Consider the following 22491-nt stretch of genomic DNA (forward strand, 5'->3'; position numbering starts at 1 on the left):
ATTTATATATATTGAAAGACGTTGCAATGCAACGTCTGGAAACGCAAACTATAGTCAACCTGAAATTGTGATTAGAAGCGTAATTGGTAAGAAGCTATAGTCAAACTGCAAGCTAAAATACCCATTGCTAGTAAAACAAACCGCTCTTTCATTCTCAGTGTTGAATCAAGGGGCAACATTCCGTTGTAACCGCGAGCTATCATTGCAGCGTATACTCGTTCGGCACGATCTAAACTACGGAGATATAAAGCGCCAATCATAGAAGCATTGGCGTAACGAACCCATCCTGTTGCACCGTTCAAACCACGAAGCTTTGCACTTCGCTGCATTTGAGTAACTTCTGCAAGCAAAATTTCTAAGTACTGTCCTGCTAACAATAAAGTCTCTTTGAAAGGCTTCGGTAAAGGCAAACCTTTAAGGGCAATACCAAAACTATGAGGTGGTAAAGTCAGCAAAAAGCTATTCATCGTTAGCAAACACACCAGAGAACGAACTAACAAAAAACTTGCTCGTTCCCAACCTAAAGGTAGAGCTAAAAATGATAGAAAAATTAGCTCTAAACCTAATAAACCCGTAAGCTTGCGAATTGGTACCCGTAATGAAACAGCCCAACAAAGCGCGATGATTCCATAAGCACCTAAATAATACCAAGAATTTAATTTCAGGAAAGCTGCCCCAATCACAATTATTAAAGACAGCTGTAATTTTAGAGTTAGAGAAAGTTTATGCATTCTTTGGTTTAACTACTTGTGCAATTCCCCACGCAACACCGAAGCAAACTATGCTTCCAACAATTCCAGCGATGCTTGTACCAATACCCTCGTTTTCATTAAATGTATAGTCTGCAAAAGGAGTTGGAACCGAAATTCTTACTTGTTCTGCTAAGTCAATAAAGCCGGTATCCTCAGCAACTTTTTCCAAACCATCCGGCCAAGCTGAAGCGAACAAAGATAGTAATCCAGCGACTAAAAGAATACTGACAACAGGAACAACCCAACTGCGAATCTGTTCTTCATCATTCCCCGGTAATAAATCGGGTCTTGCTTTGATTAAATAAGTTAGCACCCCTCCAGTAATCAATCCTTCACCGACACCAATTAAAATATGTACTCCTGCCATCGCTGGTAAAATTACCCCAAAATTTGCAGTACCCGAAATCGCTAACTCTATGGCAGCAAAAATCGCGGCTACCGGTACACTTACAGCCGCCGCAATACCAGCAGCTAAAGGTAAACGGCTTTTTGAACCTCCGAACAGTCGATGCAATGTTTGAGTTAAGCCCCAACCTACCCAAACTCCAACGAATCCTATGTTAAAAATATTTGCACCCAAGGCAGTAATTCCACCGTCAGCAAACAGCACAGCCTGAATAATTAATACAACTGCACTGCATATGGCACCTGCCCAAGGACTACCTAATACTACTGCCGCTAAAACTCCACCCAGCAAGTGACCGCTAGTTCCCCCCGCTACAGGGAAATTAATCATTTGTGCGGCAAAAATAAAGGCTGTAGTTAAACCTAAAATCGGAGCGCGACGAACACCAAAAGCGTCCTTAGAACGACCCAAAGCTATACCCAATCCCACTAAACTCGCTACGGTCGTAGCCCCTGCCACAGGTAAGGAAACAAAACCATCTGGAATATGCATAATGAAAAGTTTTACTTAGTAATAATATTACGTAGAAAACATAGATAGATTATTTACATAAAACAGAATTTTCAATAGGAATACAATCCCCTACGGGGGCATTTTTTGGTGCTATAAAGTATACTTTTTATATTAATTTAATCTCTGAAAATATACTTTGTTTGCAAATTGTAAATTTATCGAATTTTCCCTGATAAATTTGATAGGTCTTTATGCTTTTTACTCAAAATAATTTCATCCTTTAATTAAAAAAAAGAAGTTGTCTTGCATCATATGATTGAACCTTTTTAAACAGGTAAGAACTCATACTAGTTTTATATAAGTATTTCTTGATTAATTCTTAGATTTATGACTTTTATTTAGATAGACACAAAAGATAAAATTATTATGTATTCTTATTTTGCGCTGACTTTTTTGTGATGAATAAATTCTGGAAAAATAATGATTTCTCTAAATTTGAAAATTAGAATTTACTATAAGTAGCAAAAAATATTATTAGTTTTTTTTAGTTGACTTTATAAGACAAAGAGCCAAATGGCAGAATTTAGCAAGTTAATAGTCAAGAAAACTTGGTTTATTTATAGTTTGAATTACTTGTCAATTGAACTAATAGAAATAGACCCAATTAGCACATACTGATTGTAGGGAATATGACATTTTCAACCATCTTGAACCTGAGAATAAGGCTCGTAGTATCACGCACCACTACTTAATTATGGCAATATCTTAAAATCTATATTTATTGACAATATATCTTAACTAGCCTATACTCATTTCCTAAAGATATTTGAAAATACTTATCAACTAGTAGAGATTAGTAATAGCAATACCATGCCCAATAACTTTGTTCCAAACAAAGATGAAATTTGGAGTCGTCGTCAATTATTAAGGCTGGGATTGGTAGGGGCTGGTGCATCGGGTGCAGGATTGCTGTGGCTTTCATTTAATCGAATAAGCAAATCGCAAATTAAAATACCACCAATCGATACGAATATACCTTCTGAGGAAAATAACCCGATGAAGGTATTAAGAAATTTTGACTACGGCACAATTAAGCGAGAAAACGGGCGTAAAATCCGGGAATTCCGTATAACCGCTACTAATGAGACGATTGATTTAAATAGCGCCGTTTCTTTCAATGTTTGGACTTATAACGGACAAGTCCCCGGTCCTACACTCAGGGCTACAGAAGGCGATCGCGTCCGGATTATCTTCCGCAATCAAGGGGGACATTCTCATTCCATGCATTTTCATGGAACTCATCCTGTTTCGTCAGATGGAGTTCTTCCTGTAAGGAATGGTAAGGAGACGATTTACGAGTTTAATGCAGAACCGTATGGGGTTCATTTGTATCACTGTCATATAGAACCAGTTACCCGTCACATAAGTAAAGGTTTGTACGGGATGTTTATCGTCGATCCACCATCACCTCGCCCTCCGGCAGATGAAATGGTGCTGATAATGGCTGGATATGACATTAATAATGACCGTAAAAATGAATTATATGCTTTTAATGGCATACCTGAATATTATTTAGATCATCCCATCCGCATCTATCGAAATCAGTTGGTTAGGCTGTACGTGCTCAACATGATTGAATTCGATGAAGCAGCAACATTCCATATCCATGCTAATTTTTTCAAAGTTTATCCTACAGGGATGACTCTAAAACCAACTCACGAAACTGATGTAATTACTATGGGGACTGCGGAAAGACATATTTTGGAATTTTCATATAAGTACACGGGTAAATATATGTTCCATCCCCATCAAGATATAACCGCAGAGCATGGCTGTATGGGAAACTTTGAAGTCATCGAGAGAAGCAATAACGGTCGATAAAAACATAGATTATTTATTAATTTTTTCAAATATTTATCTGAACTAGTTGATAAAAGATTTCACTAAAGGGATAATACCGAAAGTTAAAAACGACACAGTGTCAAACAAGCGCAACTGATATTGGCTCGAACTTATTTAGGAGCAAGATTTATGAAACCAATTCGCTATATATGTTTAGCTGCTGCGGCTTTTGCAGTAGTTACCCTGAGTTCTTGTATGGGTGATAGTAGTCCAACAGCAGAAAATACGGCTACAACTGCTCCAGTCGAACAAAGTCAAGCGAGTCAAAATGGCGAAGCGGCAGATGTAGACTATATGACTAAAATGGCATTGATGAAAGGGCATCTTTTGGTGGCGAAGGAATTATTAGATAAAAACGAGCCAAAACAAGCCGAACCTCATATCGGACACCCAGTTGAGGAAATTTACTCCGATGTGGAAGAGCAACTTAAACAAAAGAACGTCAAAGAATTTAAAACTACTTTGAATAATTTGGAAGATTTAGTCAAAGCCAAACCCAAAGATGCACAAGTTGCAACTAGCTTGACATCGGCAATGGAAGCAGTCGATGGAGCAATAGCAGCAGTACCAGAAGAAAAACGCAAGCAACCCGAGTTTGTCCTTGCTGCCATTGATGGGGTGCTAGATACAGCCAAAGAAGAATACGAAGCAGCGATCGCTAATGGTAAAATCGTCGAAGATATTGAATATCAAGATTCTCGTGGTTTCGTGATTTATGCTCAAGATTTGTATGAAGGAATTTCGGCTCAAATGCAGACAGCGCATCCCGAAGCAGATAAAGCTATTAGCAGCAGCATGAGCGAACTAGCAAAAGCTTGGCCGAGCGTAATTCCTCCATCAGCACCTGCAAAAACACCAGAAGAAGTCGCTAAATTGGTAGGTACCATCAAAGAAAATGCTCAAAAAACCATCAATAGTTCCAGCACTTGAGAACAAACAAATTAATCAAAACTGATTGTTTTGAGCAAGCTTAAGCTTAAGAAGAGTTTAAAATTGGTTAAAGTTGAGTGAAAATTAGGAAGAAAAGCAAAATTTAGAAGTTATATTTTGAACTTCAAATTTATCGCTAAATTTCTCCTAACATATTAAGTTGTTACGCATTTAATTTGTATATTGTTAGCGAGCAAGATACATGTCCTTGGGGACAGGCTTTGTTAAAGCACTACAATATTTTAAAATTTTTTGCATTACACAATCGTGGCTGCACACCAGCTTCGCTCAACAATCGCTACTTATAAACCTCTTCGCCAATTCTGCAAACTGATGCAAGAACTCGACAGTAAAAAGACAATTGACCTCTTAAACGCCATCATGGAATTTGAACTAGCAGGGGTAGTGCGCTACACGCATTATTCCTTGATGGTGACTGGTCCTTATCGCATTCCCATTGTGGATTTTTTCAAGGCACAAGCTAGTGAATCATTACTTCATGCTCAACAAGTAGGAGAAATTCTTACAGGAATAGATGGCGGGCATCCAAGCCTAAAAATTGCGCCAATGGAAGAAACCTATAAGCATAAAGTTAAGGATATCTTGGAAGAAAGCTTATCCCACGAACAAACTGCTTTAGACCTGTATAAAAAGTTTTTACATACAGTTGAGAACGCCAGCATTTACTTAGAGGAATTTGCTCGTAACATGATTGGACAAGAGGAGATGCACAATCTCGAATTGAAAAAAATGTTACGCGATTTTAGTTAATTAAAAAGGTAATGGGCAATGGGTAATAGGTAATAGGTAATAAGTAATAGGTAATAGGTAATGGGTAATTCCCTACTCGCTACAATAAATTTATTACTTTCAATGCCCAATTCCTAATTACCAATGCCCAATGCCCAATGCCCAATGCCCAAAAACTAACAAATAGCAACTAGCAACTAACCGTAAATGAACTTTAGTGCAGCACTACCGACATTTTTAATAACTCTCCGAGAGGGAGTAGAAGCGGCTTTAGTAGTGGGTATAGTACTGGCAATGCTTGCCAAAGCTAAACAATCCCGACTTAATTCTTGGGTTTATGCTGGCGTAGCAGTTGGGATTATAGTAAGTGCGCTTATTGGAATATTTTTCGCTTCGATAATTCAAGTTGCGGGGTTAATAAATCCTCAATATGCCCCTATAGTTAAACCTTTAATGGAAGCAGGATTCAGCGTTATAGCCATAGTAATGCTCAGTTGGATGCTTATCTGGATGACAAAGCAAGCCAAATTTATGAAAGCTGAAGTTGAAGGAGCCGTACAGGATGCGTTGAAAGCAGACTCTAACGCCGGTTGGGGGGTTTTTACTTTAGTTTTAATTGCTGTAGTGCGAGAAGGTTTTGAAACTGTCTTATTTATCGCTTCAAATTTTCAAGAGGGTTTAGTTCCAACAATCGGAGCAATCGCTGGAATCGCAACTGCAACGTTAATTGGTACGCTGATATTTAAATTTGGAGTAAAAATCAATATCCGCCAGTTTTTCCAAGTGATGGGTATTTTTCTGGTGTTGATTGTTGCGGGTTTAGTTGTTGGAGGATTACGCAAATTTGACCAGGCTTTTGCAGCTTTAGCTCTTACAAATAGTACTTGGGAAAATATTTGTTTTTATAATCAAAGTATGCAAGAAATTCACTCTTGTGTATTAGGTCCGATGGTTTGGAACGCATCAAATATATTACCAGATAAAAAGTTTCCAGGAGTAATTCTCAAAGTATTATTTGGCTATAGAGAACATTTATATTTAGTTCAAGCTGTCGCATATCTATCGTTTTTATTATCTGTTGGTGGCTTGTATTTACGCAGCATTGCAGGTAATTTATCTCCTGTTAAAAATAAAATTCCTGCTAGTCAATCAGTCAAATAATCGGGGATACAATCAACCATTCAACTAAATTTTGGCGCAAAATTGCAGAACGCTATTCAAAACAATCCATCGCTGATGCAGCTGCCGATCAAAAAAAAACTCCAAGTCACGCAAAAATATTTTTATCCTTATATTGAAGTATTGAGTTTAACTGCAACACGGGGTTGATTGCTATTATTCACATACCCCATACCAAACATGTTCTGGTAGGATGAGCATCCTTCACTTTTCGGTATTGACAATTTTGTTTGTATTGCAGTCTACAGAAAACCAATACAATTAACAATCACAAAACTTTTTCTTAAACCTTTCCCGAGAGAATTTTAGGAAATTTATATACAACCGAATTTGCAATAATCTTACTTTTTTTGCATTTTGAAACCAGTATACTTAGATTAAGTAACAAAGAAGAAGTTAACAACTTCATTCAGTTAAAAAGACGGCGTGTTTCCCTATTAATCTCATTACTTCTTTTTTACATTTTATCTGCCGCAGCGGTATAAATAGTTAGTCTGCTATAGTTATATATTTTTATATAGTCTATCAGTAATTTATTTATGCTACATCAGAATAGTATTGAAATGTACTAGAGTAATCGTTATATAAATCAAGGTATTTGAAACTGTAAATTTCTTGTCTTTACAGATATGTAGTTAGTAGTAAGAGGATGAGTGGGAAAGTCAATAACTAGACGTGTAACCTCTTGGCATAAAAGCGTTCGCGTTTTTTATTCATCTTTCTCCTGGTATGAGAGAGGCTTATAAACCGCAATTCCGTCTAAAAAATACCTCGTATCAAAACATTCTCTTAGCTAAAACTCAAATTTGAGAATATTTTGTGCAGCAATTCTTGAACGTGAATTGTTGCGGATTTTTGTGGCTTACCTTTGGCAAGCATATTAAGTCTAAAAAGAATTGTTGTAGTTAATTTCTTCATGGTGGAACCATTACTCAAATGATGCAATTTAATCGAGACAAAACTATTAATTTCCTGCAACAAATTCTAGAGTTTGAATTAGCAGGAGTGGTTCGCTACACAACTTACTCGTTGATGGTAAACAATAGCGAGAAAAATGAAATTGTTGATTTTCTTCGAGAACAAGCAGAAGAATCGCTGTTTCATTCTCAAAAAGTAGGAGAAGCTTTAGTAAGTATTAATGGAAATCCTCAACCGCGCATTACACCTATTGCAGAACTTGAAAGCTATTCGGTAAAAGATATATTAAATGCAAGTTTAGCACATGAAAAACAAGCTTTAGGGCTTTATGAAAAACTGCTAGATACACTCAAAGGTAGCAACAGTGATATAGAAAAATTTGTTACTAATATGATTCATGAAGAAGGTCATCATGCTCAAGAATTGGCAGAAATGATAGACGGTTTGAACAGTGAACAGTGAACAGTTAGGAATTATGAGTTATAAATCATAAGAATCAACTTGCACTCGAAATATTCTCAATTACCAGTTACCAATTACCCATTCCCAATTCCCAATCTTTAGATTGTGTTCCTCGACATTAGATAATGTAGGGGAGCACAATTTTTATTTGTCTTTGATTTAACAATCAATGAGTGAAACTCACCGAAGAAAAATTTCAGTACGTCGCTTAGTTAATCCTGATGGAGACTTCAACGTTGTTCGTAAAGGGGTATCTAAGTTTGATTGGGACGATTTATACCATGCATCGCTAACTCTTTCCTGGGTAAAGCTATTTGCTGTCGTAGGCGCGGGTTATATAATCACTAATATTTTCTTTGCCTTTTTATATTTAACAGCAGGAAATGGAATAGAAAATATGCGTGAAGGTGATTTCTTCGACGCATTTTTTTTCAGCGTTCAAACTATGGCTACTATCGGCTATGGTGCAATGTATCCTAAAACGCTTTTTGCCAATCTTTTAGTTGCTATTGAAGCTTTGCTAGGTCTTTTGGCTGTATCGGTAGGGAGCGGTTTAGTTTTTGCTCGCTTTTCTCTTCCTAAAGCGCGAGTTATGTTTAGCCGTATTGCAGTAGTTAAACCTCATAATGATGTACCGACTTTAATGTTCCGAGTAGCCAACGAGCGTCAAAGCTGGATTCTGGAAGCTCAAGTTAATGTCAGCTTAGTAACCAACGAAATAACCGAAGAAGGAGAAGCGATGCGAAGGTTTTATAAACTACCACTATTTCGCAATCAATCATCACTTTTCGCTTTAACTTGGACAGTCATGCATCCGATAAATAATAGCAGTCCTCTTTACGGTATAACTTTAGAGGAAATGCAGGAAAAAGAGATGGAAATATTAATAACTTTAACGGGAATTGACCAAACCGTTTCTGATAATATCCACGCTCATCATTCCTATATTCCTACAGAAATTCTTTGGAATCACAAGTTTGTTGATATTCTATCTAAAACCCGCAATGGTAAGCGCAGTGTTGACTATAATTGCTTTCACGATGCTATAGCGTTAGAGGAGTTAGGAGTTAGGAGTTAGAAGTTAGGAGTTAGGAGTTAGAAATTATTTAACCTTTGACCTTTGACCTTTAACCTAATTGACCACTGCTTTTTGCTTAGTAACTACTTCGTCGAAAGTCTCATCCGGTAACGGTTTTCTTATGGATAAATAAGCCAAAGGACCAAATAAAGGTATTAGGGTTACTAACCAAAATAAAACTGGGTTGTTCATATCTCGTTTTGCCATATCATCTCCTAAAAGTGCGGGGAAAAGCAGACAAAGCATACAAAAATCTAAACTCATTACATGGATAAAACGGTCAGTTTGCCATTGTTGAAAAAAGTCACTCCAGTTTCCTCCCTGTAAACCGTAAGATACCAAAACTATGGCTCCAATACTCAAAACAATACCAACTATCCGGGAATCTAAAAGCTTGAGAAAAATATTTTTCTTACCAATAAAATCGGGGTTTGCTTCCCGTAAAGCTAAATAAGGTATTAAAGCAAAAGCACCTACACCAAAAGAAAAAGATGCGAACAACCAAGCCGGTATTTTTTGTCCTTTGCCATCAATAAATAGCATACAACCGTAAATTAAAGGAAATACACCCATTAAATTAAATAGCGAAACTATCAAAGGGTTGATTCCTTCCCATTGTCCAGTTGAAAGATTTTTAATTAATTCAAAAGTATCGGGTTGATTTGGAGGAGCAAAAACAAAAGCATATACAGCAAATCCAGCCCAAATTGACCAAAATAGAACTTTTCTCATCGGTATTATCTATAGCACTAAGAAGGTTTGTTCTTTGATAATACCGAAGTCATGGGGCATTAGCGGAGATGACTCCTGTTCCCTTAGAAGATTACCTATGGTTGAAGAGGAGGAGGAGGGGGAAGAGGGGGAAGAAAATAAAAAATCATCATCACATTAACCGATCATGACATCATTCCATCATCATGCTTTACTTGCTATTATTCACTGCTTACTGTTGACTGATTGCTTCGGAGAGGTATTCTGAAGCTGCGGAAACAAGCGCGATCGCGTTTTCGTAATTAAGTCTTGTGGGACCTAAAACTCCTACGCTTCCTACTGGTATCGAATGCCGATGGTAGGTAGATGAAATTAAGGTGCAAGTACGGATGGGTTCTAGGGTATTTTCCGAACCAATACGGACTGTCACATGTGGTTTATCTAATTGTTCTAATTCTGTTTCGTCAAATATCAGCCGCCATAATTGCTCTTGTTCTTCTTCAAGTAGCTGAATTATAGTTTGCACTTGCTGTATTTGAGAAAATTCTGGCTGTCGCAAAACTTCGGATACACCACGCACCATGATTTGGGTATTAGTTGGGGAAAAGGTGCGACGATTCAATTCGACAAGGGATGTTTTTAAATATTCACCGTAGCGCTGAAATTCTAAATCTAACTGACTCCAGTCAAGTACAGCTAATTCCATTAAACTTTTACCGCGTAGCTGACTGTTTAAAAAGTTAGAAACAATTTGCAATTCCCTGTCTATTAATTCTACATCTGGCTGATTCCCTTCTGGTGCGGAGGGCAAGTCCATTAAAGTTGAATGAGTTTCGTAACCCTCAGTTACGACAATCAACATTATCTGTCCTGTCTCAATTTGAACTAGCTGTAAATGCCGCAGTACAGACGAATTATTTTGAGGTATTGTGATTAAACTTACACAACCACTCAAACTTGCCAAAATTTGTGTCGCCCCTTGCAATAGCGCTTCTAAACTCCAATCTTCCCACTTTAAGCGTTTCTGTAGTGCTGCTTCTACCTCCTTTTCTAAATTTTCATTATGGGTTATCAAATTATCTACATAAATTCGATAGCCAGAATCTGAAGGTACCCTTCCTGAAGAAGTATGTGGTTGATAGAGCAGTCCAGTTTTTTCCAAGGCTCCCATTACATTACGAATTGTTGCAGAACTTACGCCTAAGTTGAATTCTTCTACCAAAGCTTTAGATCCAACAGGTTCTGCTGTCGCTATATAATGTCGTACTGTTGCCCAAAGTATGTGTTGTTGTCGATTTGTCAGCTGGACTTGCATAGGGATTGGCTGTTTAAACACAGTTTTTATCAATTCTTAAAAAACAAATCTTTTAATCTTCTTACTTGATATTTAATAATGATTAAGCCTGAGCCGACGAATCATTATGGTGTACTGCAATACCTTTACATTTACAAATAGTTTTGTCCTGAGTAGGAGTACTATTCAATACAAAATAACTTGTAATTTAAATACATTATAAAATGTATATATTACGTATTTTCTCAGATTGTTTCGCAGAATGGGGTATGTATAGCTACGAATTACTTACTACTAATAAAATAATTTTCCGCAGCTAGTAAGTATTAACACCTTTAACTTTCGACGTTTAATACTGAGGAACTGAAGGATCGACCAACATTGAATATGCATCAATGCCTCCGGTAATGTTTTTCACATTAGTAAAGCCTTGGGATGTTAACCATTGACACATTTGAGCGGAACGAACACCGTGATGACACAGAACTAAAGTTTCCTTGTCGGGTTCTAAACGACTGTGAACATCGTTACTCCAGTCGGCAAATTGACTCAAAGGTAAATTAATAAAACCCGTGATACTTGCCGTGCTGACTTCTTGCGGCTCGCGCACGTCTACAAGTTGAACTGAAGACTCCGAAGAAGACAAACGTTTTGCGAGTTCTTCTACAGTAATTTGATTCATGATTTGACTAAGGTTATTCCCCTGATGAGGAATTTATAAAAAAAATCTATATATTTATTATGTTGACAGAAAATTCGCCTCTTAGCATCAGCACTGTTCAAAGGCTTTGACGATAATCAAGATAAATTGGTTACATCTTGACAAATTTGCTCAACATATGTAAGTAATTATTCCTAATTTTGCTGAGTTGAAGATTTTGCAAGGAGCAACGTCAGCATATATTTTTCTCAAGAAACTTGTCTGCACCGGATTTTCAATTGCAGATAGCGCTACTATTTTTTCCAGTACACGCTTTAATAGTGATTGGGGATTATTTGCCGCAATGGGGTTGGTGTGAAAAAAGCTATAAGTCGTCAACAATCATTATTTCGTTTGGCAGCAGTAACTATTATGATGCTGCTGTTAACTGGTATCGCTGGCTGTAATGGGTTGTTAAATAAAAATCCTCTAAATACAGTCGGGAACAGTCAAAATCTGCCGAATGCTGCTGTCTTTATTTCTAAACAAGCACCTGCAACGGTTTCAATGCTTGTAAATCCAAATCGCTTCGATGTATTAAGTGGTGGCATCAAGCTGTCGAAGCTTAAAGAAAGTTTATTAGATAATACCGGGCTTGAATATAAAAAAGATGTTCAGCCTTGGTTGGAAAATGAAATTACTTTAGCCGTCACCACTGATGATATTGATAGAGATAAGGCAAACGGAAAGCAACCCGGTTATCTAACGGTACTCGGCACAAAAGATGCTTCTTTAAGTAGAGAGTTTATTGAACTTTTATTTTCCAAACGAGTTTTAACTGGAACTTCCTTAGTTGTGGAACAATATAAAGGAGTCAAACTAATTTCCGATATTCCACAAACCGGGGACATTGACAAACCTTTAGCGGCAACGGTTGTAGGTGATAATTTTGTATTGTTCGCCAACGATATCAAAATTCTGCGAGAAGCAATCAACAATCTGCAAGCACCGGGTTTAAGTTTAGCTAGCTTGGATAATTATCAACAAGCTATCAAACAATTAAATGACAAAACTCAAGCCATCACCTTTCTTAATCTTCCATCTGTGGCAAAATGGCAAGGTTTCAATTTATCATCGCCTTTAACTTATAACACTCAACTGATTTCTTTAATTCCTAAATCTTCAGGTTTGTTCGCAGAAACTAGTTTATTCGCGAATTCATCAATACCCGCCGCCAAAAACTTATCTGAAGAAGTAGAAGCGCTCTCATATATTCCTGTAGATTCTGGTTTGGTAATTGCAGGAAGAGATTTGAGCAATTTAAATAACAGCAATTTAGCTTTACTTTGGCAACAAATTACAGCAGCAATATCTGGTGAATCGGGAGAAGATATTTCTTCTCAGATAACTAAGCCTTTAGCCAATCTAGAAACACGTTGGGGAATAAATTTACAAGAAGATATTTTCAGCTTGGTAAAAGAAGAATATGCTATCGCTTTATTACCCAACAATAAAAATAAAACACCCGATTGGGTTTTTGTGGCAAAGAAATCTTCAACAAATCCATCCGATAGTTTGCATTTAGATGAAATCGCTTCTAAAAACGGACTGACAGTTAGTCCAATTGATTTAAACGAGCAGACAATTTCTGCTTGGACACAACTTACAACTATAGGTAACAAAGCATCTGACTTAAGTATTCAAGCAAAAGTATTGGGGGCGCATACTACTATAGCTGATTACGATATTTTTACTTCTTCCATTGAAGCAATGGATAAATCTCTTAACAAACAAGATAATTTCTTCAAAGATAATCGTAGTTTCAAAGACAGCATTGCAGCAATTCCCCAACCAAACCAAGGATACGTTTATATAGATTGGGACAAAAGTAGAAATTATATAGAAAGCCAATTGCCTATACTTAAATTTGCAGAAATAATCGGCAAACCTTTTCTGGATAAACTACAGTCATTTACTATTAGTAGTTATGACAGCAATCAGAAACTACTTAAAGCTGGTGTTTTCTTTTTATTGAATGAATAGGGAATTAGGAGTTAGGAGTTAGGAGTTAGGAGTTAAATATTACTTTTTCTCAGCAAACTTTAATGAAACTTTAATCTTTTACAGCTTAATTCATGAAAAATTAATTGTATGCTGATGCAACTTTTGATAGAAGTCACAAAAACATAAATTCATTCTTTAGACCTTTGATTTATAGTTTACTATTTGGTCTAATAAGTGTACGGATACAAAGCTGTCACAAAGTTTTGGAATCCGAAATTGGCTTTCGTTAGCTTGTATATAAAAGAACTAATCACAATCTTCCGGGAAGTGTATGTATGAAATCGTGTCGCTCCCAAATAGCATTAACTCTAAGCTGCCTAACAAGCCTATTTACTGTTATTATTTCTAATCCCGTAACAGCAAATACTTCCTTTTTTGGCAAAATTAGCTTATCTCCAAACTCCGAATCTGTTAAAAAAACAGTTACAGGTTATACCGGCGGTTCCTACTCCTTGTCCGCAGTCAGCAAACGCGATCGCGATCGCAATTTGTGCATTGGTTTCGCAGATCCAAAGCCCGATCACATTTTAGTTTTAGAGAAAGATTTTCCGAAATTAAATATCAAAGTTGACACTGGTGGCTCCGATACTACTTTACTAATAGTTGGGCCAAATAAGGATACAGTCCGCTGCGGTGACGATACCGGCAGAAATAAAGACGCTAGCATCAACGGCAAAAACTGGAAAGCTGGAACTTATCGAATCTGGGTAGGAAGCTTTAAAGCAAGAACAAGAAGAAATTACAAGCTTTCTTTGCAGGAATAGTTCCAAAATCCCGTACTAATGAATTACAATGTAAGTAGGAATTAGGTATAGGTAAGAGGTTAAAAGTCAAAGGTTAAAATTATTTTTGTCTGCCTATCTTCCCTATCCCCTTGTTCCCATAGGACTGTAATATAGACAATATTTCGTATAAAGGCTTTCCGAGGGTGCGAACTCGTGTTATCAACATTTATTGCTGACTTCCGTATTATATTTGAACGCGATCCAGCGGCTCGTAACTGGTTAGAAGTATTATTTTGCTACCCCGGTTTGCAAGCCTTGCTAATGCATAGAATAGCCCGCTGGATGCGTAATGTCGGAATTCCTTTCCTTCCTCGTTTAACTTCTCATTTGGCACGTTTTTTGACTGGTGTTGAAATCCATCCTGGAGCAACTATTGGTAAAGGTGTATTTATCGATCATGGAATGGGTGTAGTAATTGGTGAAACCGCCATTGTTGGTGATTATGCGCTGATTTACCAAGGTGTAACTTTGGGCGGTACCGGAAAAGAAACTGGTAAACGGCATCCCACTTTAGGAGAATGCGTTGTTGTGGGTGCTGGTGCAAAAGTACTTGGAAATCTTCAAATCGGTGACAACGTGCGTATAGGTGCGGGTTCTATTGTCTTGCGAGATGTGCCATCTCACTGTACTGTAGTAGGCGTTCCAGGTAGAATAGTTTACCGTTCTGGTGTTAAAGTTGACCCACTCGAACACGGAAGTTTACCAGATGCTGAAGCTCAAGCAATACGTGCTCTAGTAGATAGAATCGAGCAATTAGAGCAACAAATAGAAAATTTACAAGAGAAGCAGCAAAGCGTTTCAGAGAAAGTTACAAATGTCGCTTTTAAAGAAAATCATGTTGCAAGTCATATTTTAGAAACCCATGCGACAGGGCATCATACCCAATGCCGTTTGGAAGATAAAGCCATAGATGAATTTTTGGATGGCTCGGGGATTTGACAGTTGACAGTTATCAGTTGTTCACTCGGAGGGTGTGGATCATCAGTGAACAGTGAACATTTTGGAGTTGATTATTTAATCTACCCCCTCTACCCCCTCTCCCCCCCCCTCTCTTCCAACTGTGATATCTTAAAAATATGTCCTTTACGTCCCACATGAAGATGGGTAGGGGGAAATGAATGATTGGAAATATTTCTTTGATTACGAACTAAATAATCCCGAACAAATTAATTACCGCATTTTTGCGCCCGATTATAAAGCTGCAATTCTGTATTGGTTTAGTAGAGAAGATATTCCTAAACAGCAGAAAGAAGACTTGATTCGGGTGCTTGTTAATTTTGATGACGATTGCGGTGATTTTTATCGATATCGTGCTTATTTCTTAGCCGCAGAAGCTTTAAATTATTTTCCTGAATTTAGTTTTGGTGATGCAATTGTTAAACAGTTGCTTGATTGGAGCTACCTATATTTTGGCTGGCAGCTTTTTCCTCATCCTTTGGTAGAAACTGCAAGAAAAGCTTTGCAAGTCACCGACAAAACAAGAGTTATCGGAGCTTTTGAAAAATTGCTGCGAAATACTCCGAGTCGATTAACTTTGCAGTCTGCTGCAGTGAAGTTGGGTGAATTGGATGCGGGAAATAAGATGGCGATCGCTGCTTTGATTTTACTGCTGGATGTGACGACAGATAATTACAGACTTTTAAGTATTTGTAAAAGCATTTCAAAAATTGCTGCTGGAAGTCAAGCAGCAATAAATACTGTTGTTAAGTTGATGCAAACAACCGAGGATAAAAATCTTTGTTGTGAAGCGATTAAGACTTTGGGAAAAATTGGTTGGGGAAATCAAATCGCAACCCTAGCGCTAGAGAAATTTTTGCAGATAAATCGAGGTGACAGAATTTGTTTTGATGCTGCAAAGAATTTGTTGTTGATTGATAGCGGTAATGAAGTTGCGAAGGATGCTTTGGTTTATCTTCTTGAAAGTACTCAAGAATTATATCTTTTGATTAAAACTGTAGAATTTTTACAAGAAATAGATTCTCAAAATCAAGCTGCTATCAAAGTTTTATCTGAAAGATTGAAAACCTGTAGAGATGATGTTCTTCGTGCTGAAATTGCTGCAAGTTTAGGAAAATTTGATTGTAATCAAGCTGGAGTTAAGGAAGCTTTAATTGGGATTTTGGAGAGTTATGAAAATGTTTTTTTAGATGACTTGGATTCTTTAGAAATTTGTGGTGACAACGAGCTATATTTACATCGTAGAATAATAACATCTTTAGTACAACTATATCCAAGCGATAAAGATGTTATTTCAAGCTTATTTTCTTTTATAGAAAGAAACTTGAATATAGATATTGATGTTTGTCTTTCGATAACACCTGATGTCAGAACTTCATCTTTAGCAATTTATGCTCTTAGAAATATATTTTTTGACGGACATGTAGATTTAGTAGTCTATCAAAAAGTTATAGCTATTTTTGTCAGATTCTTAAAGAAAAATAGGAGTAGTGATCTTTGCATCCAAATTGCTGTTGCTGAAGCAATTTTGCAACTTGAGCCAGATAATGAAATTGCAGTTTCTATTCTTGTCGAAATTATGGAAACTCATCAAAATATTTGGATAGGAGAAAAAGCAGCAACTATTTTATTACAGCTAGAAAGCCATTACCAACAAGCAATGAGTATTCTGATTAAATTACATAGCAAGGAAAATATTGGAGTATTGTTAGGATACAAAAGATTATTACCTGATAATTATCTGGATAAGATAGTAAAAGAAGATAAAACAACAAGGGTTCTCATCGATGAAGCTATTGCTTTAGGGATTCAAAATTTACTAGATGCAATTGCAAAAGATAAAAAGCTGCCTTTAGATCATGAGTATAAAACTTCAAGATATATGACTTCTGAAGAAGAACGTTTTTTTCAAGTATGGAGTAATGTCAACTCAATTACTAAACAAGTGTATTTCTCAGAAATAATTACAGCTTTGAAAGCATATCTCAGCGAAAAGTTTTATTACAGCAATTCTTCTCGTTACGATGAAGTTTATCAATTTATGTGGGATTGTGCGGAAAAGATGAGTTATCAAGATTTTTATAAAGCTTGGAATAGTTAGTTTGATTTCATTCTTACATGACTAAAATCAGGCTTTCCAAACGCCTTGGAATCAATTCCAAGGCTAATAAACTAAGTCTACTAAAGTAGACTAAAAGTCTTGCCAGTCATCTTTAGATGACTTTTGCTATTAGACGGGGAATTGCATTCCCCGGCGGTTTTGATAATAGTGCAAGATGTAAAAAGCCCGCAGGCTATAAGCCTGGGGCTAATATTACGAAGCCCACCGTAAGGTGGGCTAAAAGAATTACCAGCCCGCGCAGGCGGGCTTTGTTCCCATAGCCCCACCCTTCGAGGGTGAGGGCGATTATGATTATAATTACGGATTAACTTCTTTCACATCCCAAACGCCCGCTTCATCTCTTAGATAAATAGTCCGATTTTGGGGTTCTCCCCTTAACCTTAAATGGTCAACTTTTACAGGTTCAAATAATAACAAACAAAAGTTATTTAAGGGTTTATTTTCATCTGGCTGTGGTGGTGAAAAAGCTTCGGGGTTAGCTCTAGGTTCTCCCGGATGTGCCCAAGCAAATTGAACGCGAGCGTTATCGGATAAGTCTTGCCATGTTAATTCGCGAGCTTTTATCAATTCTGATTCTTGATAATTAGCATCAATAATTATAATGTTTCCAGCAATGCGGAACTGTTCGCGGGTGTTAGTGAAATACCAGCATATTTCTCCCGAAGATTTATTTTTTATTTCTGTAATTTTTTCGCTGCGAGTATCGGTAATAATTTTTAATTTATTGGTATCTTCTAAAAAGCCGCGAAACACTACGGTACGGTTCGCGGGAGTTCCATCACTGCGGACAGTTGCTAACTGAAAATAGCGCGAATGCGGTTGACTGCGGTTCTTTTTGAGAGCATTAGCTAGGAATGAGCGCCAAGGAGCAATAGACATCTTTTAATTTTAGATTTTAGATTTTGCAGTAAAGTTGGGGGTGTCGGTTTCCGTCCCCCAAACTTTACCAAGACGGATTTTGGATTGCGGTTGGTAGTAGCAACTAAAAAATGAAAAACCGATAAATTCCATAAATATATACATTAATTAATCAAATAGAACCAAAAATCTGTCATAGCTCCTAACTGCTCGCTGTTGACTGCTCGCTGCTTACTGATTTTTCTGGCGTAATTTCTAAAATTATGCAGTCTTTTATTGTAATGCTACTTGACGTATAGTCTTAATCTGAAAGAAAAAAGACGCGATAAAAATATGGTTCGAGAGCTTGAACGGAAACACGTTGGTGCAGAATTTCCTCAAACAGCCCCTGCTGCTAATCCTGTATTTTTCAGGACTTACAGCCGTCGTCAGCAACCCGAAGGAACTAGAGAATCCTGGAGTCAGGTGTGCGATCGCACTCTAAAAGGTTTGGTGGAGTTGGGTAAGCTAACTCAAGATGAAGCCTTACTTTTGGAGGAGATGCAGCGCAATTTAAAGGCTTTACCTAGTGGCAGATGGTTATGGGTGGGCGGCACAAATTGGCTGGCTCAACCGAAGAATTTTTCGGGTGCTTATAACTGTACTTCGACAAACGTCATTGACTGGAGTGCTTTCGGGTTAATGATGGATTTGGCCATGATGGGCTGCGGTACGGGAGCAATTTTAGAACCGAAATATATTAATCAGTTACCCACTATCCGCAATAATTTAAAGGTAACGGTAGAAGGCAATATTGGTAAAACTATAGCTAACGAGCGCCGTGAATTTACGGGAACAGAAATAAACGGAAATCAAGCCACAATTTACGTCGGAGATAGCCGTCAAGGTTGGGTAAAGTCCTATCAAACTCTTTTAGAATTATCTACTGACGAACAGTTTACAGAAGAAGTTGAGGTAATTGTTGATATCAGCGATATTCGTAAAGCTGGCGAACCGCTGCAAGGTTTTGGTGGTATGGCTAATCCGGTGAAGCTACCCGCACTTTATCAGCGCTGTGCTGCGATTCTGAATAAAGCTGTTGGCAGAAAATTAACTTCGGTTGAGTGCTGTTTGTTGATTGATGAAGCGGCTGTGACAATTGTGGCAGGCAACATCCGTAGAAGCGCTGGTATCCGTCAAGGAATTGATACAGATGCCGCATTCACAGACGCGAAAGCAAATCTATGGCAACAAGGTGAAGATGGAAATTGGCGGATTGACCCAGAAAGGGATGCATTGCGTATGGCGAATCACTCAAGGGTATTTCACCATAAACCGACTTTAGAAGAATGTGTTAATGCCGTTCGTAAACAATATTACAGTGGTGAAGGTGCGATTCAATGGGCTGGTGAAGCTGTTGCTAGAGCAAACGTTGATTTGTTAACCACTAAGGAATTAAAAACTGAATTTTTAGAAGCTTACGACCGAGGAGAAGCAAAGCAGTGGTTACAGAAAAGACATCTTAATTTAGATGAGAAAGAATTAGAACATCGGCTAGGACGTTATGGGCTTAACCCATGTCATTCAGGTGATACTCTAGTTTCTACAGATAAGGGATTAGTCCCAATTAAAGATTTAGTTGGTAAGCCATTTAAAGCTTTAGTTGATTTACGTTCTGTAGGATTAGAAGGAGTGAAATTAACTGATGCAATAGCATTTTGTACAGGTGTACAAACCACATATCTTGTCACACTAAAAAATGGACAACAAATGAGATGTACTGCTGACCATCAGCACTTTACGAATAAAGGATGGGTCGCAACTAAAGATTTGACTTCAGAACATAATATTTATATTCAGAAAGGAGAAGGATTTTTTGGTGAAGGTACTATCACAGTTGAGCAAGCACAAATGCTTGGTTGGTTATACGGTGATGGCTCTATTTATCAAGGCTCTAGAGGTAAGGATGCTGTATTCTATATAAATCGGCATGAGTATCAAACTGTTTTTCCCGTTCTCCAGTCCGCAGTAGAATCGTTAACTGGGTATAATCATCAACCAAGTTTTGTTAAAGGTATCTATACATTTCATAGTGGTTCACCTGTAATGCATTCCTTCTTTGAACAATTAGGTATAGAGTCAAAAAATTCTTTACCGGATAAATTTTTAACGGAATCCAAAGAAGTAATTATTGGGTTCTTACAAGGATTGTTTAGTGCCGATGGATGCATAAATGTAAAGGGAAGAAATATTGAGCTTCGTAATCGTTCCAGACAATTGCTCGCACAAATCCAAATAATTCTACTAAATTTAGGAATCAAGAGTAGTTTAATCATTAAACAAAAACCAGGAGCCCCAGGTGTTCCATACACCTTGAAAGATGGAACAGAAAAAGTGAGTCGTAATCAAGGTTCTTGGAGATTAATAATTTATTCAGGAGATGGAGCAAGACAATTTCGGAAAGTAGTTGCTTTCCCATTGGTACCTGAAAAACAAGAACGGTTGGAAAAAATTGCAGCTTATAAAGTATCGAGGAATTATAGTGAAGCTGTCATCAGTAGTCGCTATGCTTCCAAACTTAAAAGCATAGAGGAATATGGAGAAGAACCCGTCTACGACCTTCATGTTCCGTTAACTCATTCTTTTATTGCCAACGGATGTATAACTCATAACTGTGGCGAGATTATAGGTAGTAATTTTCACTGTAACCTCAGCGAAATCCACTTAAATCAAATCGACCCGGAAAACCATAAAGAACAAGAACAAGCTTTCACCGCAGGTGCTTTATCTGTTGCTGCGTTGTTAAATCACAAGTTCCTAGAACCTCGTTATCAATACAGCCGCGAACTTGACCCAATTGTCGGTGTATCTTTTACTGGCTTATTTGATTTCTTTGTCCGTGCTTTTGGGGTTGATTGGTTGCGCTGGTGGTCGGAGGGAAGACCTGCAACAAACGAAGGTTTAGCCTTCAAGCGTCGCGAACAAGAATATCTGAGTATGTGGAAAGATATCGTACATCGGGTAGTTTGGGAATATTGCGATCGCAACAATATAAAACGCCCAAATCGCTGTACGACAGTACAACCCAGCGGTACCAAATCTTTGCTCACGGGAGCTTCCCCAGGATGGCACCCACCCAAAGCCCAAAGGTTTATTCGTCGAATAACTTTCCGCAAGAATGACCCGGTAGCGATGGCTTGTATTGATTACGGTTATGCGGTGGTTCCTTCTCAAACCGACAAAGACGAAAACGGCAACTTGTTAAATGACCCGTTTGATTCTCGCTGTACCGAATGGTTGGTAGAAATTCCCGTTGCTGTACCTTGGGCCGACGTACCTGGTGCTGACCAAATCGCTATCGATAAATTCAGTGCTTTCGCTCAAATGGATTTCTACATGCAGGTGCAGCAATTCTATGTAACTCATAATACTTCAGCTACTATTGAAGTACGAGAAAACGAGGTAGAAGAGTTAGGAAATAAGATATATCAAGCGATTCAAAACGATGAAGGCTACATCAGCGCGGCACTTTTGGCAAGATTCGACGACCATGAAACCTTCCCTCGCTTACCATTTGAACCCATCAGCAAACAACAATACGATGAACTGATGCAACAAGTAGAAAAGCGCCGCGATACCAACAATTTTTACAGTGCATTGAAACGTTACGACTTCGGTGAATTAATGGAAGCAGGACCATCGGGATGTGATTCTGATAAGTGCATGATGCCTGAAGAAAAACCAATGTAAGATGAAAGCATAAAGTACTAGTTGTCAAGGGTATATCACACAAGTCTTGGCAACAGGCATCTTTACCCGTCCAAGTATACTTTCCTGCATACTTTACTCTTATTACCCTTTGGAGATAAAAAAATGTTCCTTGAAGAACTAATGCCATTATTCCAAGAATTTACCAAGCACCCAGCTTCATTTATGGGTGGTTTTGTTTCTGGTGTACTCAGACTTAGTCTTGCTGATGACCCTGTAAAAAGCTGGTTAGCACAACAAACAAATACAACTAATTTCCCTACTTCTACTAATGGGACACATAATGGTAGCGGTCCTCAAACAATTTCAATTGACTAACGTAAATAGTTAATAGAAAGCTTTGGTTAATAAATAGTTAAATGAACAAGGTCTGCTGATTTTCAGTAGACCTTTTGCTTGTTCAAGTATTTAGGCGCAAGCTGTTATCAAGCAATCTAATTGTCAATACACCAATAAGTTGATTAACAATTTGAGAACGGTCGA

Annotated in this window: 18 protein-coding genes; 12 read left to right on the top strand and 6 right to left on the bottom strand. The window is 37.7% G+C overall.

Annotated elements, in window-relative coordinates:
- Nucleotides 1–71: 71 nt before the first annotated feature.
- Both RIV7116_RS05910 and RIV7116_RS05915 read right to left on the bottom strand, forming a co-directional pair.
- On the bottom strand, nt 72–731 hold the full coding sequence (locus tag RIV7116_RS05910; RefSeq protein WP_015117365.1) for an energy-coupling factor transporter transmembrane protein EcfT: 660 nt from the start codon (nt 729–731) through the stop codon (nt 72–74).
- On the bottom strand, nt 724–1650 hold the full coding sequence (locus RIV7116_RS05915) for an energy-coupling factor ABC transporter permease (RefSeq protein ID WP_015117366.1): 927 nt from the start codon (nt 1648–1650) through the stop codon (nt 724–726). Before RIV7116_RS05915 ends, RIV7116_RS05910 begins: the two co-directional genes overlap by 8 nt.
- Nucleotides 1651–2481: 831 nt before the next feature.
- Between RIV7116_RS05915 and RIV7116_RS05920 the strand changes: the two genes are divergently transcribed.
- From RIV7116_RS05920 to RIV7116_RS05945, 6 genes are all read left to right on the top strand, one after another.
- Complete coding sequence (locus RIV7116_RS05920) at nt 2482–3492, top strand: multicopper oxidase domain-containing protein (RefSeq protein WP_015117367.1); 1011 nt, start codon at nt 2482–2484, stop codon at nt 3490–3492.
- Between the two features lie 150 nt (nt 3493–3642).
- Nucleotides 3643–4443, top strand: coding sequence for a hypothetical protein (locus tag RIV7116_RS05925; protein WP_015117368.1), 801 nt, complete (start codon nt 3643–3645; stop codon nt 4441–4443).
- 333 nt (nt 4444–4776) lie between these two features.
- Nucleotides 4777–5214, top strand: coding sequence for a bacterioferritin (locus RIV7116_RS05930; protein ID WP_015117369.1), 438 nt, complete (start codon nt 4777–4779; stop codon nt 5212–5214).
- A 186-nt stretch (nt 5215–5400) separates the two neighbouring features.
- Nucleotides 5401–6354, top strand: a complete 954-nt coding sequence (locus RIV7116_RS05935; RefSeq protein WP_015117370.1) for an FTR1 family protein — start codon at nt 5401–5403, stop codon at nt 6352–6354.
- Between the two features lie 954 nt (nt 6355–7308).
- Nucleotides 7309–7752 carry a bacterioferritin gene (locus tag RIV7116_RS05940; protein WP_015117371.1) on the top strand — a complete coding sequence of 148 codons (444 nt, stop codon included), beginning with the start codon at nt 7309–7311 and terminating at the stop codon, nt 7750–7752.
- 169 nt (nt 7753–7921) lie between these two features.
- A complete protein-coding gene (locus tag RIV7116_RS05945; protein ID WP_015117372.1) occupies nt 7922–8830 on the top strand; it encodes an ion channel in 909 nt (302 codons plus the stop codon).
- A gap of 54 nt (nt 8831–8884) precedes the next feature.
- Here the strand turns inward: RIV7116_RS05945 and RIV7116_RS05950 are convergent, their stop codons facing one another.
- From RIV7116_RS05950 to RIV7116_RS05960, 3 genes are all read right to left on the bottom strand, one after another.
- On the bottom strand, nt 8885–9562 hold the full coding sequence (locus RIV7116_RS05950) for a hypothetical protein (protein ID WP_015117373.1): 678 nt from the start codon (nt 9560–9562) through the stop codon (nt 8885–8887).
- A 211-nt stretch (nt 9563–9773) separates the two neighbouring features.
- Complete coding sequence (gene hrcA / locus RIV7116_RS05955; protein WP_015117374.1) at nt 9774–10856, bottom strand: heat-inducible transcriptional repressor HrcA; 1083 nt, start codon at nt 10854–10856, stop codon at nt 9774–9776.
- Nucleotides 10857–11184: 328 nt separating this feature from the next.
- Entirely contained in the window at nt 11185–11517 is a 333-nt protein-coding gene (locus tag RIV7116_RS05960; protein ID WP_015117375.1) for a rhodanese-like domain-containing protein, read from the bottom strand.
- Nucleotides 11518–11850: 333 nt separating this feature from the next.
- Between RIV7116_RS05960 and RIV7116_RS05965 the strand changes: the two genes are divergently transcribed.
- The 4 genes from RIV7116_RS05965 to RIV7116_RS05980 all read left to right on the top strand — a co-directional run bounded on the left by RIV7116_RS05965 (nt 11851) and on the right by RIV7116_RS05980 (nt 17382).
- A complete protein-coding gene (locus RIV7116_RS05965; protein ID WP_015117376.1) occupies nt 11851–13518 on the top strand; it encodes a DUF3352 domain-containing protein in 1668 nt (555 codons plus the stop codon).
- A 296-nt stretch (nt 13519–13814) separates the two neighbouring features.
- Nucleotides 13815–14303, top strand: coding sequence for a hypothetical protein (locus RIV7116_RS05970; RefSeq protein WP_015117377.1), 489 nt, complete (start codon nt 13815–13817; stop codon nt 14301–14303).
- A gap of 174 nt (nt 14304–14477) precedes the next feature.
- Nucleotides 14478–15263, top strand: coding sequence for a serine O-acetyltransferase (gene cysE / locus RIV7116_RS05975; RefSeq protein WP_015117378.1), 786 nt, complete (start codon nt 14478–14480; stop codon nt 15261–15263).
- Between the two features lie 175 nt (nt 15264–15438).
- Nucleotides 15439–17382, top strand: a complete 1944-nt coding sequence (locus RIV7116_RS05980) for a hypothetical protein (protein ID WP_015117379.1) — start codon at nt 15439–15441, stop codon at nt 17380–17382.
- A gap of 318 nt (nt 17383–17700) precedes the next feature.
- On the opposite strand, the gene RIV7116_RS05985 is transcribed toward RIV7116_RS05980, so the two are convergent.
- Nucleotides 17701–18282, bottom strand: a complete 582-nt coding sequence (locus tag RIV7116_RS05985) for an Npun_F5749 family FMN-dependent PPOX-type flavoprotein (RefSeq protein ID WP_015117380.1) — start codon at nt 18280–18282, stop codon at nt 17701–17703.
- A gap of 312 nt (nt 18283–18594) precedes the next feature.
- On the opposite strand from RIV7116_RS05985, the gene nrdJ reads away from it, so the two are divergent.
- Both nrdJ and RIV7116_RS05995 read left to right on the top strand, forming a co-directional pair.
- Nucleotides 18595–21990 carry a ribonucleoside-triphosphate reductase, adenosylcobalamin-dependent gene (gene nrdJ / locus RIV7116_RS05990; RefSeq protein WP_015117381.1) on the top strand — a complete coding sequence of 1132 codons (3396 nt, stop codon included), beginning with the start codon at nt 18595–18597 and terminating at the stop codon, nt 21988–21990.
- A 123-nt stretch (nt 21991–22113) separates the two neighbouring features.
- Entirely contained in the window at nt 22114–22326 is a 213-nt protein-coding gene (locus tag RIV7116_RS05995; protein ID WP_015117382.1) for a hypothetical protein, read from the top strand.
- The last annotated feature ends 165 nt before the right edge of the window (nt 22327–22491 follow it).

The sequence above is a fragment of the Rivularia sp. PCC 7116 genome, from assembly GCF_000316665.1.
Classification (GTDB): Bacteria; Cyanobacteriota; Cyanobacteriia; order Cyanobacteriales; family Nostocaceae; genus Rivularia.

Coding starts and splice junctions, on each gene's coding strand:
- RIV7116_RS05995 (WP_015117382.1), top strand. CDS start 22,114: ATGTTCCTTGAAGAACTAATGCCATTATTCCAAGAATTTACCAAGCAC.
- RIV7116_RS05970 (WP_015117377.1), top strand. CDS start 13,815: ATGAAATCGTGTCGCTCCCAAATAGCATTAACTCTAAGCTGCCTAACA.
- RIV7116_RS05960 (WP_015117375.1), bottom strand. CDS start 11,517: ATGAATCAAATTACTGTAGAAGAACTCGCAAAACGTTTGTCTTCTTCG.
- RIV7116_RS05940 (WP_015117371.1), top strand. CDS start 7,309: ATGATGCAATTTAATCGAGACAAAACTATTAATTTCCTGCAACAAATT.
- RIV7116_RS05920 (WP_015117367.1), top strand. CDS start 2,482: ATGCCCAATAACTTTGTTCCAAACAAAGATGAAATTTGGAGTCGTCGT.
- RIV7116_RS05950 (WP_015117373.1), bottom strand. CDS start 9,562: ATGAGAAAAGTTCTATTTTGGTCAATTTGGGCTGGATTTGCTGTATAT.
- RIV7116_RS05925 (WP_015117368.1), top strand. CDS start 3,643: ATGAAACCAATTCGCTATATATGTTTAGCTGCTGCGGCTTTTGCAGTA.
- RIV7116_RS05985 (WP_015117380.1), bottom strand. CDS start 18,282: ATGTCTATTGCTCCTTGGCGCTCATTCCTAGCTAATGCTCTCAAAAAG.
- hrcA (WP_015117374.1), bottom strand. CDS start 10,856: ATGCAAGTCCAGCTGACAAATCGACAACAACACATACTTTGGGCAACA.
- RIV7116_RS05910 (WP_015117365.1), bottom strand. CDS start 731: ATGCATAAACTTTCTCTAACTCTAAAATTACAGCTGTCTTTAATAATT.
- nrdJ (WP_015117381.1), top strand. CDS start 18,595: ATGGTTCGAGAGCTTGAACGGAAACACGTTGGTGCAGAATTTCCTCAA.
- RIV7116_RS05980 (WP_015117379.1), top strand. CDS start 15,439: ATGAATGATTGGAAATATTTCTTTGATTACGAACTAAATAATCCCGAA.
- RIV7116_RS05945 (WP_015117372.1), top strand. CDS start 7,922: ATGAGTGAAACTCACCGAAGAAAAATTTCAGTACGTCGCTTAGTTAAT.
- RIV7116_RS05915 (WP_015117366.1), bottom strand. CDS start 1,650: ATGCATATTCCAGATGGTTTTGTTTCCTTACCTGTGGCAGGGGCTACG.
- RIV7116_RS05930 (WP_015117369.1), top strand. CDS start 4,777: ATGCAAGAACTCGACAGTAAAAAGACAATTGACCTCTTAAACGCCATC.
- RIV7116_RS05935 (WP_015117370.1), top strand. CDS start 5,401: ATGAACTTTAGTGCAGCACTACCGACATTTTTAATAACTCTCCGAGAG.